The organism is Chamaesiphon sp. OTE_20_metabat_361 (genome assembly GCF_031364565.1).
In genome coordinates, this window is record NZ_JANLWO010000444.1 from 1 (window position 1) to 13,000 (window position 13,000).

The 13,000-nt window shown below is 43.7% G+C and carries 10 protein-coding genes; 4 read left to right on the plus strand and 6 right to left on the minus strand.

Going from position 1 to position 13,000, the window contains the following annotated elements:
- The 4 genes from RMO35_RS13050 to RMO35_RS13065 form a co-directional block, all read right to left on the minus strand.
- Window positions 1-1,081, minus strand: a 1,081-nt coding sequence (locus tag RMO35_RS13050) for a tyrosine-type recombinase/integrase (RefSeq protein ID WP_309741726.1), incomplete at its 3' end; no start/stop codon positions are given.
- A gap of 292 nt (window positions 1,082-1,373) precedes the next feature.
- Window positions 1,374-2,975 (minus strand): hypothetical protein, encoded by a 1,602-nt coding sequence (locus RMO35_RS13055; RefSeq protein WP_309741727.1) that lies wholly within the window; start codon window positions 2,973-2,975, stop codon window positions 1,374-1,376.
- 56 nt (window positions 2,976-3,031) lie between these two features.
- On the minus strand, window positions 3,032-5,620 hold the full coding sequence (locus tag RMO35_RS13060) for a family 16 glycoside hydrolase (RefSeq protein WP_309741728.1): 2,589 nt from the start codon (window positions 5,618-5,620) through the stop codon (window positions 3,032-3,034).
- A 516-nt stretch (window positions 5,621-6,136) separates the two neighbouring features.
- Window positions 6,137-7,279, minus strand: coding sequence for a DUF3616 domain-containing protein (locus RMO35_RS13065; protein WP_309741729.1), 1,143 nt, complete (start codon window positions 7,277-7,279; stop codon window positions 6,137-6,139).
- Window positions 7,280-7,538: 259 nt separating this feature from the next.
- On the opposite strand from RMO35_RS13065, the gene RMO35_RS13070 reads away from it, so the two are divergent.
- The 4 genes from RMO35_RS13070 to RMO35_RS13085 all read left to right on the plus strand — a co-directional run bounded on the left by RMO35_RS13070 (window position 7,539) and on the right by RMO35_RS13085 (window position 10,977).
- Complete coding sequence (locus tag RMO35_RS13070; RefSeq protein ID WP_309741730.1) at window positions 7,539-8,012, plus strand: M28 family peptidase; 474 nt, start codon at window positions 7,539-7,541, stop codon at window positions 8,010-8,012.
- 29 nt (window positions 8,013-8,041) lie between these two features.
- Window positions 8,042-9,106, plus strand: coding sequence for a M4 family metallopeptidase (locus RMO35_RS13075; RefSeq protein ID WP_310416427.1), 1,065 nt, complete (start codon window positions 8,042-8,044; stop codon window positions 9,104-9,106).
- Window positions 9,107-9,174: 68 nt separating this feature from the next.
- The gene (locus tag RMO35_RS13080; RefSeq protein ID WP_309741733.1) at window positions 9,175-10,398 is read left to right on the plus strand and encodes a hypothetical protein; all 1,224 of its coding nucleotides are present in this window, start codon (window positions 9,175-9,177) and stop codon (window positions 10,396-10,398) included.
- 282 nt (window positions 10,399-10,680) lie between these two features.
- On the plus strand, window positions 10,681-10,977 hold the full coding sequence (locus tag RMO35_RS13085) for a protealysin inhibitor emfourin (RefSeq protein ID WP_309741734.1): 297 nt from the start codon (window positions 10,681-10,683) through the stop codon (window positions 10,975-10,977).
- Between the two features lie 257 nt (window positions 10,978-11,234).
- On the opposite strand, the gene RMO35_RS13090 is transcribed toward RMO35_RS13085, so the two are convergent.
- Both RMO35_RS13090 and RMO35_RS13095 read right to left on the minus strand, forming a co-directional pair.
- Complete coding sequence (locus tag RMO35_RS13090) at window positions 11,235-11,762, minus strand: hypothetical protein (protein WP_309741735.1); 528 nt, start codon at window positions 11,760-11,762, stop codon at window positions 11,235-11,237.
- Between the two features lie 75 nt (window positions 11,763-11,837).
- The gene (locus RMO35_RS13095; protein WP_309741736.1) at window positions 11,838-12,953 is read right to left on the minus strand and encodes a hypothetical protein; all 1,116 of its coding nucleotides are present in this window, start codon (window positions 12,951-12,953) and stop codon (window positions 11,838-11,840) included.
- Window positions 12,954-13,000 lie beyond the last annotated feature (47 nt).

Consider the following 13,000-nt stretch of genomic DNA (forward strand, 5'->3'; position numbering starts at 1 on the left):
GCTGGGAAATAGCATCAGCAAGAGTCTTCGCAGCCTTACCCTGCAACTGCTGTCGCCCATCATCATAGCGAATCAGCGTAGCCAAATTCTTATGTCTGGAATGCGCCTGAGCAGAGCGCACATTCCCACCATTAAGATCTAGCAATGCCGTAATACTAGAATGTCGAATCTTGTGTGGACTTACCACCCGCTCGATTCCCGCCGCCGCCGCCAATCCCCCGACGATCTGATACAGCCTATCTACACTCAGTCGGGTATCTCGACTAGAGACAAACAGAGCTGGACTCTTACTCTCACCCATACTCGCCAACCAATCAGAGATCGCTTCAACTGTAACAGTCGCCAGATCGAGCGGTTCTTTATCGATTCTCCCCTTCCCTTTGAGATAAAGCCGAGCCTCCAAGGCGTGAAAATCCGCACGATCTAGTCCACACACCTCAGCCCGTCTCAAGGCATTGTCCCACAGCAACCGCAACATCGCATAATCCCGCTTACCTATGATGGTAGAACGATCGATCCCATCCATTAACGTCTGAAATTGGTCGAAGCTTGCGCGCCGCCTAGCGGCGGTCGAGATCCCCCTAGTATCTTTATAACTAGTCGCCTTCACCGACTTAATAGCTTCCAATCTAAAAGCACACAGTTTGCGCTTGTATGCATGAGTAACAAACGATTTCAACGCTGCCAGCCGCGCATTCACCGTTCCTGCTGACAACTGGGCTTCGAGTAAATGTCCCCGATAGGCAATGACATGACCGACCTGCTCAAGGCAGCGCTTCGCTATCGCCTCCCGTTCGGGCAGTTGAAGAAAAGCTAAAATCGTCTCAGGCGAAACCGATACTTGGAATTCCCGCCGGAAAAAGTCTCTGAGTCCCGCTGCATAGGATCTCCGCGTAGCAGGTGAGATTTGCAGTGCTAAAAACTCATCCCAGACTCCTGGGGCAACAGGTTTAGCCATCAACCGATTATCCACAGCAGAGCCTTCCCCAAGAGAACTTAGTGGAGGAGTGCGGACGATCTTAATTGCTGGCAAGTTAATCATCGAGAGAGCTGCTAGTTTTAAAATGCTCGGTTCGAGCAACGCTAATTAATGGCGATTGGGAATACTCGTTAGGGATCGATCGCGATCGTGAAATGTCCACCACCAGTCCGAGCCAAGTATGCTTTCGGAGTAAATCTTAGCGATCGTTACCAGGTAGAAACCACGATCGATCTCCTCAGTTCACCAATAGAACAATATTACCCGATTTGTACGGCAAAAAGACTTACTCTAGAGTAGAGAAAGTCTTGCTCAATGCAGGATCTTGCCTTATGTCTCGACCAGAATCGGCTGCCACGCATCAGGCGGAAAAAACTAGATGATATGAGTATACTCAACCTAGAGAGAGATTTTTTAAAAAACTAATCGAAGGAGAGAAGAAGTACTCTCCCCCTTTCAATTTCACAAATTGGGCAAACTGGTTTTCTGGTTCAATGTCCGGCTTGACTGTCGCTTTCCCCCATTCTTGGAGCCAATTTTGGGGAGGTTTTGGAGCCTCACCGATCGCAGGATCGCTCCGATCTCCTTGTTTCTGACCGATGACTGCATCGAGTCCACTCTTGTCATAGTTGGGATTTTGTCCTCCAGAAAATCCTGGTTCCAGAAAGTTGGGATTATTGCACCAGAAACGCTGAATAAACTCGAACTGCTCCCAGATATCAGACTGATAGCACATGAAGAGTAGGCCTACTCCATTTGTCGGTAAATCATTGAGATCCTCAGAAGTGCTCAAAGGACCACCATAGGTGATGCCCCGACGAGCAATGCGGTGACCCAGTTCTTCTTCTTCACTTTGGGCAAAAGCACCGCCTTTCTTGAAAGATTCCAGACGTGGATTGCTCTTGCGGACATGTGCGTGGAAGGGACATTTGAGTCCTTCGGGATCGCCCTTGTAATTGAAGTCATTGGGGATAGTTGGTTCATTGGATTCGACCCAACCGCCATCACCCGGTTGCAAAACCAGCGGCGTGCCATCTTCGTAACGCCCAACTGCCATTGCGCCACCCAGTTCTGTTGGTAAACCTAGTTTCTCAGCGATCTTTGCTTCGGCAGTTTTAAACCCCTTGACGTTCTGCTCAAGTTTGCGAAAGACCAAAAAGCTACCAAAGCTTACATCTGGCGATCCGTTAGGATCGGGAACTAGTACTAGTTTGAGAGGTGCTCCTGGATGTTTCCAGTATTTGCTAGTTACTCCTTCAAGTTGCTTTTCGAGGAATGCTGGTTGGCTGACACCATCTGCATAGCCAAAGTGTTCGACGACATTACCAAATTCTTTTTGAACAGCACTTCCACCCACAGTAGCCTCGAACTTGCGGCGTAGCGTCAGTCCATGCTCAACTGTTTTGATGGTAGCGATGTCCTTTAACTCCAAACCAACTGCCAATTCAGCAGCGGTAAGATCCGCAGGATTGTCATCGGCGAGAATAATTAATGCATGAATAGGACCTTTGAATCCATCATCCCAGCTATCAACAGGCGGGTCTAGAAGAACTGTTTGGCGACTTTTCATCCCTTCCTGAAAAGCGTTGGCATAGAACGGGGCTGGATTTCCAAATAGATCGGGTACTTCAGTCGGTCGCTGCTGCTCTAGAGGCTTTGCACTGTTTGAACCATTAGGTTTGGAAATTCCGAGGTAGTCATAGCCAATAGCCGTCAATGCAAAGTGAGTAAACAATCCAGCATCTGTTTTGCTGCGTTTGTATTCTTCTGAGGCATCCAATTGGCTTTTTGCCGAGGTGATTCGGGTAGTAGCAAGTTTGGAGATCCATCCTTTCACTTCGGCAATCTTTCCAGGTTTAAAGGTTAGAAAAATATGCGCGACACGATCGCGTCCATGTCCATTAAGGATATTTCCTTGTAAATCTACAAGAAAATCTTCATACTGCGAATCGGTTTGGTCAATCGGTCCAGCATTAGTATTGAGATTGAGAGGCATTTTGACACTCCAACTAGTTAAAACAGAATACAGTGAAGTATTGCAGCAAGCTTTCATTAAGGCAGGGGCTCGATCAGAAGATTGCGGAACTGAACACGACCAGTATGAAATTGCAATCCAATGAATCCACTGAGGCGTTTCAAAGGAGTTGGAATAATACCTTCTGATACTTGTTTGCCATTAAGACGAACAGTTACTTTGTTGCCTTTTGCAGTAATGTGGAATGTATTCCAGTATCGGTTGGCTGTATCATTACCATCTGGAGCAAGTGCCTTAGCAGCCCATTGAGTAGCGGGTGCAAGACCATAGATCGCCCCCGTTTTGAAAAATGAATCGCCAAAGATTGCTTGAGGAAAACGACTACTAACAAAATTTTTACCAGTTTCATCGATCTGAATCTCAGTTACTCGATCGTAGAAGTTATCAAAAGCGGTTTGGTTCGAGAAGTCAACACCTGCTGGGTCAGGCATTCGTAGTAAAATCCCTGAGTTGGGAATCAGAGGTTGGGAACGATAGGTACGGAAGGCTTTCCAATCAACAATCAGCTCAAAATTGTCAAATGTTTCCGGGAGATAGGAAAATCCAATATTTCCTGTTGGGTTAGTTTCTATGATTTCATCGTTTAGATGAATGATGCCTTCATAGGGAACTTCCAACCACCCTCGACTCTTTGCTAAAGATACTGAAAATCCTGAAAGTTCACTCTTGTCCCCCTCATAAGAATCATGACGATCGACAATATCGACAGCAACCTTGCGGCTCAGGGCTAATCCAGTTAGAACGGGATTGGCTGAACCAATTGTGGTGAACAGAGCTTGGTCACTGCAATAAGCATTGGTTACATGGTGAAAGTGCCCATTCACATCAGTGACAGATGTCTGCGGATCATCACCCATCCAGAGTGTGCCCGCATCATGAAAGGTAGTACCCACGCCTTGTTTACGGTCAGTGTCATTTAGTATATTTCCGGTATAGGTTAAGGAACCTCCATTGGCTAGAGTCCGAGCAATAGCATGACCAGTGTCAAAAATATCATCCCAGATAGGGTTATTCAAGTGGTTGCCAGGTTTGAATTGCACCCAGGCACGGCGATGATTGAATGTCTGGTCAAAGTCGGCATTTCCTGCTAAGTCAATGTAGTCGAAACCAGGATTACCTATGAGGAAATCCCTACCACCTTGAACTTCGCCGGAGGCACGCAGCACCAACCCAATCTTATCTGCATCAAATTCCTGAGCGATTTGGCTCTGTATGTCGAGATCGGGAATCATTTTGTACATATTGTTATCTGGCCCATCAGCATTAGTGGCTGCATAGAGCTGATACTGATATCTACCATTTGAGCCTTCGCATTGAATATGGAGGCTGGCTAGCTGCAAAAGATCGGCAAGCTCCTTTCCGGGCCAAGTGGTTTTCACAAACTCTTCCAGCTTCGTCCTTTCCACAGCAAAGGCAATATCTGCACGCAGGTGAACCATGAAATTTCGTCCTAGTAGTTCCTGTCCGGAGGGAGCCAGTCCAGAGCCTACAAGGGAGAAGGATTCCAGTGCGATTCGTGTGGACTCGATACAGCTCATCGCCAGAACCACCTGACAGTGGGGTGCAATTATGAGTTCTTTAGACTCATCATTATTTTTCACCACAATTTTGCGTACTATCCGCGTCCCAATATTTGGACTTTCGCTGCTGGTTTCACAATCTAGACGTACTACATGGGTGAAGGGCACGACCGCAATACGGAGATCGGCACTACGCCCGTCCGCATGGTCTGCGCGGATACTCCCTGTCAAAGCTGGTAAGCTGGAGTATTTGTCAAGAGCAAAGAGTCCAGAGATATAGGATTGGGTCTGTACTGCAATGGGGGCCTGGAGAACTTGAGTAATGCGGGAGTCTGTTGTTCCTCGTTTCTGGTCTAGGAAAAATTGTACAGCCCTGTTCAGACCAACTTTTTGAGGGCCACTCTCACTTTTAGCAAGTTGCACTGGGTCAAAAACAAAATCATCGCTGGGTAGTACCCCAATCTCGTATTCCAGAGTTTCATAAGCTGAAAGAGCATCACCCCGATTTAGAACCTTCTTGTCGTCAAAAGGGTCTTTGTGCTCAATAGGGCGAGTCCCCACCGATCGATCGGGGGTTACCAAATAGTCCCGAACTTCTTGGGGCCACTGCTTTAAGTCAGATTCTTGGAAACGGGGACACCAGCCTCCCCAATAAATTCCTTTGCCTCCCACACAGTAAGCTTGCCCGGTAAAGGGTTGGTTGCTGCGCCAACCTACGCCCCAAACAAAATTGCGAGTTTCTGGTTGACTACCTGCTCCTACATTTAGAAATATTCCTGGATCGTTGAGTCCTAAGTTGGGGATATTTTGTCCATGCTCAGGAACTAGGAACGGACCAGCCTCAAGTACCAATACCCGTAGTGCCTTGAAGCCATCAGTATCGAATTCATCTTTACCCTCTATTTTTCCAAATCGCTGGCGGCTCAGCTCGTAGATTTTTGAAGCACAATAGCCGCCATACATTCCCGATCCGAGTACCACCACATCTATACCTTCTGAATCAGACGTGGCTTCCTCCCATGTACTACAAATAAAGCGACCCAAAACATCGCGTGAAAAAGACGTAAATTCAGGTTCTGTTGGCATTTTAGACTCCAGGTATAAGGTCTAATCAAATAGTCAAAGCGATTCTCCACGGAGAGGCGTCGCCAACGAAAAGTAATTAGAACGGAGCAATCAAGATCGTAGCGATCTCAGTCGAGTCTATTCTCAATAAGGTTAATGAAAATATTCTCTCAATCGCTAGAAAGAGGACCGAGCGGTGAAAACTTTAATAAGAGAGGAGTGTATAGCTTATTATTTTTTAGCAAATTCTCCACGGGAGAGGCTTCGCCAACAAACTAGCGGAATGTGGGCTTTAAATTAGCATACGAGCGATAAGAGCTAAGTACCCCGACATAATTAATTAAACAAGATTTTACCTAGACACCTTTTCAGTAAAGGAGTTGATAATCGTCAACGTATAATTAATTCTGCTTAGATAATTATATGGTTGAGAAAGTATTATTGACAGACCTAAAATTGGGGGAGCGATCTGAATACACTACAGTCTAATCATTTAAGTGACATATTCTGCAATTTGAGTATTATTTGTAATAAAAATTAGGAAATAGAGAAGACATCAGCGTAAGCACCGACAATCGTATCCAAATCGTCTGAAATCAGCCGTTTCTTCGTGGGACTATCATAAACGACAAAAATTGATTTCCCGTCTCCATTCAGAGTCAATCCTTCAGCACGATCTTTACGATCGCCATGAGGGATATCTCCAAGGTAGTTCAATTGTCCGTTCTTTCGAGTGGAAAGACTGTTATCTTCGAGGGTGAATAGATTATCTAAGCGAAATAATGAATGCGACCCGTCTAGTTCCATCGTTGGTCCAGCAAGCACGAGTAAACTTTCACCATTTTCTTCCCAACATAATTCTCGAATTCCCAAGCCATTGAGGTCGAGGAAATGACGCTTGTATTGCCTGCTATCATCGGTAATAGTTTTAAGGTTTAGCTCATGAGATGAGCCTAACTCAACTTCAATTTCTAGCAAGATTGCGATCCCACGCAGTACTGGACCCCGCAGCCCAATTGCCACTCTGTTGCCGCGAACTGCCAATCCTTCAATATCAAATCCGTTCTCCTTGCCGGGAAGATGGAAGTAAAATTCGCTCCCAAGTAAAGAACCGCGATCGTCACTATCGATCGCCTGTGCCAGATCGAGGTATTCGTCTGTTACTAATGCTTTAATCAGTGAGTTACTCTTCCCCTCTCGCTTCAACCAGGCTGTTTGGGGAGAGCTATGCTCTAGCTTTCCAGCTTCATTAACCGGAATTCGAGCTAATAGGTAACGATTTTCCTCACGCTCTACTTCGATCAGCTCTTTTTTTTCAACTTTAAACTTGTCCGGTTTAACATCCACCTTTTTACGCTTACTACTATGAGAGCCAACAAGCCAAAGGTAGCCATCAGAATAGTCTAATCCTTCGACATCAACCTCTCCTTTATCTTCATCAAAGCCATCAATGAAGTCTTTAAAATAAAACCGTTGGTGCGCTCCAAAAACACCAGGACTGTTCTCTAGGCGAGTAAATCTCTCGATCGCATTTAATTCATCATTTCCCAACCACAAGTATTTCCCTTGATGGGATAAAACTGCCCCCGATAAATTCTTGATGATATCTGCTCTGATTTCAGCATTTAGATCTAGATCGCACAAGATTTTTACTGATTCTAATTTTTTTAAGTCTGCCATTTTAAGACTATAGTTACACAGCGTTACAAATTGTTTACTTTCGAGTATCAACTTATCATATCAAGATATGATAAGTTGTGGTTGGAGATATTTAGGATTACTAACAAAGTTATTAGCTTAAAAAGCTACAGACAACAGCTTTGAACCAATTGGAGTAATTATTTAGAGGGATCGTACTAGATCTCCGAGTCGGGTTTTATATTACCGTTTTTAATAATCAAAGAAGCTACCGAGCTGGAGCAACTCTAAGTGGGGTTTTTTGCATAAACCCCTAGTAGGCTCTCAGGCTTATGCGAGAACTCAAGCCGCGATCGCCGCTCCAATTGTGGACGTATATCAAATGGATCTGGTTGGTTACAACGTTAATCCACCGCGTTCATTTGAAGTTCATGTGGGTTATCAAGCTTCAGCCAATATTCAAAAGCGATCGCTCGTGCTAGCCAAACGTCTACAGCAGTTAGTTTCCGTCTTATCGCCTAACTTACAATCCCCGCAAATTTATACACAGCCAGATCCTGCTCAAGGAAGGAGCGATCGTGCGAGTTTTCACCAACGCGGCTATGCAGCTTGCGTCACCTTGGAAGATTTCTTTGCGGGGCCGTTGCCCACCTCGCCCACCGCAGAGCCTAATTCCAACTATCACCGAGATGGCGACACTTTCGTCGATTTTGACTATGCGGCTGACATTGCCCGATTGGTGGGCACAGCAGCATGGTTGACAGCCAATTTATAAACAATCCTCAATCATCAGGAGAATTAAAAATGCATTTTTGTAATAATCCATCTTGTCACAATCCCCTGCATTGCTTTTTGCCACCATATGTGATCGATCGTCTCACCGAATCTGACGATCCGGAAATTCGTCGGTTAGGAATTGACGCGACGGCTAGTGCCGCAGCAACACGGGCAGTTCGATCGACTTTTGCTGCGATGCCAATGATGGCAGCTATTCCCTCACCAGCAGGGAATAAGCATCGTCTGGTTTACGATATGAAAAACCGACAATCTCCACTTCCTGGCACACTGGTGCGTTCTGAAGGTGCTCCGGCAGTCACAGATAAAGCTACCAATGAAGCATATGACTATTCTGGTGTTGTTTATGACTTTTACAAAGAAATATTCCAACGCAACTCCCTTGACGATCGTGGGATGACTCTCAAATCTAGCGTTCATGTGGGTCGGCGATATAATAACGCTTTTTGGGATGGGAGACAAATGGCTTATGGTGATGGCGATGGTCAAATTTTCATCAGATTCACCAAAGCAATAGATGTAGTAGCCCACGAGTTAACTCACGGCGTAGTCTCCTTTACAAGTAATTTAGATTATCAAGACGAGCCTGGAGCATTAAACGAGCATTTTGCCGATGCGATCGGCGCAATGGTTAAGCAATGGTATCTCAAACAAGATGTCAATGCAGCTAACTGGTTGAATGGGGACGCTATTATGGGATCAGGAGTCACAGCTAAATGTCTTCGCACCTTCAAAGAAGGAAAAGCCTACGAAAACGATCCGCTTTTGGGCACAGATCCCCAGCCCAAACACATCCGCGATAAATACACTGGCAATGATGACAATGGCGGCGTACACATTAACTCTGGCATTCCCAATCATGCTTTTTACCAAGTGGCGATCGCCATCGGCGGTAATTCTTGGGAAAAGACTGGCAAAATTTGGTATCAAACTCTAAAAAATCTCAATCAATTTAGCCAGTTCCAAGAAGCCGCCAGCATGACTCACCTGGTTGCAGGTTCGCTATTTGGAGCTGGTAGTTTAGAACAGCAAGCTGTCAAAACTGGCTGGAGTGCCGTAGGTATTACTGTTTAGTATTGTCACTAACAATCCGTCACTAAACTTGGTTTAGTGACGGGATCTAAATTAAAAGGAAAATTATCATGGCAACTGATAAAAGCAAAAAGCAAGTATCCGATCGAGGAAAAGTGCGAGCCATAGCAGCAGCAATGATCGATCTGCCCCCAACAGTCGATCCGCCCATTGTAGGTTCCCGCACGCGGATTTGGAAACAAGATCCCTCAGTTAAAGAACTTGCTCTACCCAGAGATGTTTACATTCACGCTCAAGTCAAAGAAGGCCCCAGTGACTCCCAAATTGCGATCGGAGGGTTATCGCCTGTAACTCCAGACTTGAATCAGGATTTTCTGATCGATCCTGCTAGCGATGGAAAAGCCTTCGATGCGGTACATACCTATACTATTGTTCGTCAAGTGCTAACAATGTACCAGCGAGTTTTAGACAGAAAAATTCAGTTGCAATGGAATAGTAATACCGATCTAGATCCAATCTCAGTTCATCCCCAGGCGGGCAGAACTGCCAATGCATATTATAGTCGTAATGAAAAAGCTTTAAAGTTCTTCTTTTTCAAACCTAATAATCAACCAGCCGGAAGTCCTGATGTGTTTACCTGTCGATCTCTAGATATAGTTGCTCATGAGACAGGACACGCCATCTTAGATGCCCTAAAGCCCAACTGGATTTTGGATAATGCGCCAGCCCAAACAGGCGGATTGCATGAATCTTTTGGGGATATAACTTCAATTTTGACAATCCTATCTCAACTAGATCTGGTCGAATATATCGTCGCCCAAACCAAATCTGACTTACATCGCCGTAATATTCTTGCCGTTCTCGCCGAGGAATTTAGTAATGCTTTTGGGATGCCAGAGGGTTTACGCAATGCTGATAATGACTTAAAACTCAGTCAGGTTAGTAACGCGGTTCACGATATTTCTCAGGTATTTACTGGGGCTGTTTATGATATTTTGGCAGATATATTTACAGCTAATCGCAATCCTCGCCTTCGTGATGATGCTATCACCTTATATGAAACTGGTCGATATATGGCTAGTTTGATAATTCGCGCCATTGAAAAAGCCCCAGATAATAATGCTATTTACGCAGATGTTGCTAAGACAGCGATCGAGATTGCTAAGGCTGATGGACATCCAGATTATGCCACTTTTATTGAAAAACATTTCACCTTGCGGGAAATATTAGGTACCCAAGCTTTTGCTGGGCATCCAAATTTATCTCATTTGGGCATATATCCCGATCGGCATGGCTGTTGTGGCACTATGCAGCATCCAGAATATCAAACTTAATATTATCACTAAATCTTACCAGTAATAGTCGTGTTATTCGCAAAACAGATTGTTTTGACATTCGCCATCGCAAGTCTAAATGTATTAACGCAATTCTTCCCTATGCTAAACTTGAATTTTAGTTTAGGGAAGAGCTTTTATTCCTACCAAATACTCTGCGTGAATTCCACTCAGGAAATCAAATATACACTAGCCAACTATCTCTATTTAAGTGCAAGTACAGCATCTCTATCTTGTCTACAATTGAGTCAAAACTTGCCAAATAATCAGGTTAAAACCCATATGAAAATTAAGTTCCGCCAATCGGGAGGATATGCAGGCTTACGAATGGGTTACGATCTAGACACCAACTTACTACCCATTGAAGAAGCTGCTGAGTTACAGTCATTAGTACAAGGAAGTGGGGTTGTACAATCTCAAAGTTCTCGCTCGGAAAACGCAGCGGATTTGATTAATTACGAGATTACGATCGAAACTAAGGAGGGAACGCGCCAGATCGCTTTTGATGATTTAACCTTGCCTGAAAGTATCATACCTTTACTAGATTATCTTCAAAGTCATGCCAAACCTCTGAGATAGGCTTCAGATCTAAGCGTTACGGCATGTAGAGATCGCAATAGAGCGAGATCCGAAACTAAATCGATTCTCAATCTCTTAAACGTAGACACCAAGGCAATTTTAGAAGGCATATTTTTGATAAATTCAGCTATTTAATTAGCTGAATCCCTTGCCCTGAGCTTGTTTAAGTCGTCTCAACTTCTACCACTTAAAAGTGATAGATGTATCTTAAATATCACCTAGTTCAGCCTTTGCTACATTGGATAGCGATCTGGATATTAGCCAATGTATGAAACCATTAAAGTAATAACATAATCTGAAGCCTTTATTCTTAGGGTATTCTGTGGATAAGGTTCTGCTTTAACAAATTTTATCAAATAATTATCGACTTTTATAGTTTCTGAATTTTTATGACTTGCATTATGGATGATCTGTAAATTTCCATAACTACGATCCTTGACTATGATTTCAACAGCAATTTCTATTTGCCCTGACTCAAAGCAGTTAAGCTCCTTAGGGCATCTAGAATCCTTGACAACATTCAAGAATTTTAGCTCAAAGCTCTCAGATTTTATGATAGCAGTTTGACCGATCCTAAGTTGAAAACTAGTTTTAAAATCTGTGTCAGCTAATATATTTCGCTGATGACGATCGATCTGAATAGTTTGTTGAGGATAAAATATTATCGATCGATCTACTGACTGAGAAGCTTGACAGTTAAATGAAAAAATACTATTTAGAATGATTAGTGCTAAAACTAAATTAATAAATAGCTGTGATTTGACTATGACTGAATTAAACAACATTTGAAATTCAAATATTTTAGGAGTATTTTAAAACGCAAAGTCACCAGACACGATCGTCATTTAAAATTAGCCTATTTACTCCAAGAGTGCTAAATTTCTCCAAAAAAATTCTAGGCTCTGAACTCCACCAAAAGCTGAACTCCAAAGAGTTGCATCACAAACAAATATGTTGGCTACGCGAGTACCACTAGGCAGAATCCAGAGCAGCGCATTAAAATAAATATTTCCTGCTGCTACAAAGGGATGAATTGGAGCGGCTGGATTGATTAGTTGTTTTGCTAATACCCGCACCGAATCTTTAAGGGAGTCAGGAATAAAATAATGGGGTAGATGAGGATGAAGATTAAATGTAGTGACATCTTGAAGGATTTTTAGATCGTCTAAATCTGGAAATGTAAGTAAAGGAGCAGGAGAACGATCGTGACTTAGCTTGGCTGGATTTAGTCCAAATTGATTTTCAATTGGGAAGCCGAGTTCGGCTAGAATTGCTCTTGCAAATCCACCAATTCGCTGTTGAGCCGGAACTAAACGATCGCCATGATGTAAAAATTCTATTTCATGAGATGCTCGATCTTCTCTAGCACCGACATCATGTTGAGGACAGACTAACAAACAGGCATCTTCACGTTCTAAAAATTTCTTAATAGCTGCTACTTCTTCTCCTCTAGGTTTTTGTTCTGTGCCAAAGTGATCCAAACTAACTATAATTAAAGTATCGATATCTTCCAGGAAGTTTTCATCGAGTAACTGGAGCGTACCATTCTCACTCTGTCGTTGGATTAAAGCGACAGGATTACCTGTGATTGTAGAAATAACTTCACTGAAATGTTGAAAGTCAAATAAAACAACATGGTCTAGAAAACCAGAGATATCTTGCTTGTATTGTGATGGATTTGCTGCCCATTCATATAGAGGCCAGATCGATCGTCGAAATTCAAATAAGCTGGAGTATCGATTTTCTAATTTGCCAAGTTCCGCCCCAATCTCCTGAAGACGACTCCACGAAAAGTAGAGTGCAAATCTTCGGTGCGAGATCGATTGCTGGGGCAGACAAACTTCTTGCCCCACCTGTAAATTTTCAGCATCGGACTCGGTAAATTGGGTACCATCCGGTTTCAAGATTTCAGTCCAACGGTTGCCATCTCCTAATTTTTGCTGTGCAATAAGATAAAGTGTATCTTCCGATTGCATCGTATATGAGCGACCAGAGTTACAAGTCATGAGTCAATAACCTCTAG

Coding starts and splice junctions, on each gene's coding strand:
- RMO35_RS13055 (WP_309741727.1), bottom strand. CDS start 2,975: ATGCCTCTCAATCTCAATACTAATGCTGGACCGATTGACCAAACCGAT.
- RMO35_RS13060 (WP_309741728.1), bottom strand. CDS start 5,620: ATGCCAACAGAACCTGAATTTACGTCTTTTTCACGCGATGTTTTGGGT.
- RMO35_RS13065 (WP_309741729.1), bottom strand. CDS start 7,279: ATGGCAGACTTAAAAAAATTAGAATCAGTAAAAATCTTGTGCGATCTA.
- RMO35_RS13075 (WP_310416427.1), top strand. CDS start 8,042: ATGCATTTTTGTAATAATCCATCTTGTCACAATCCCCTGCATTGCTTT.
- RMO35_RS13080 (WP_309741733.1), top strand. CDS start 9,175: ATGGCAACTGATAAAAGCAAAAAGCAAGTATCCGATCGAGGAAAAGTG.
- RMO35_RS13085 (WP_309741734.1), top strand. CDS start 10,681: ATGAAAATTAAGTTCCGCCAATCGGGAGGATATGCAGGCTTACGAATG.
- RMO35_RS13090 (WP_309741735.1), bottom strand. CDS start 11,762: ATGTTGTTTAATTCAGTCATAGTCAAATCACAGCTATTTATTAATTTA.
- RMO35_RS13095 (WP_309741736.1), bottom strand. CDS start 12,953: ATGCAATCGGAAGATACACTTTATCTTATTGCACAGCAAAAATTAGGA.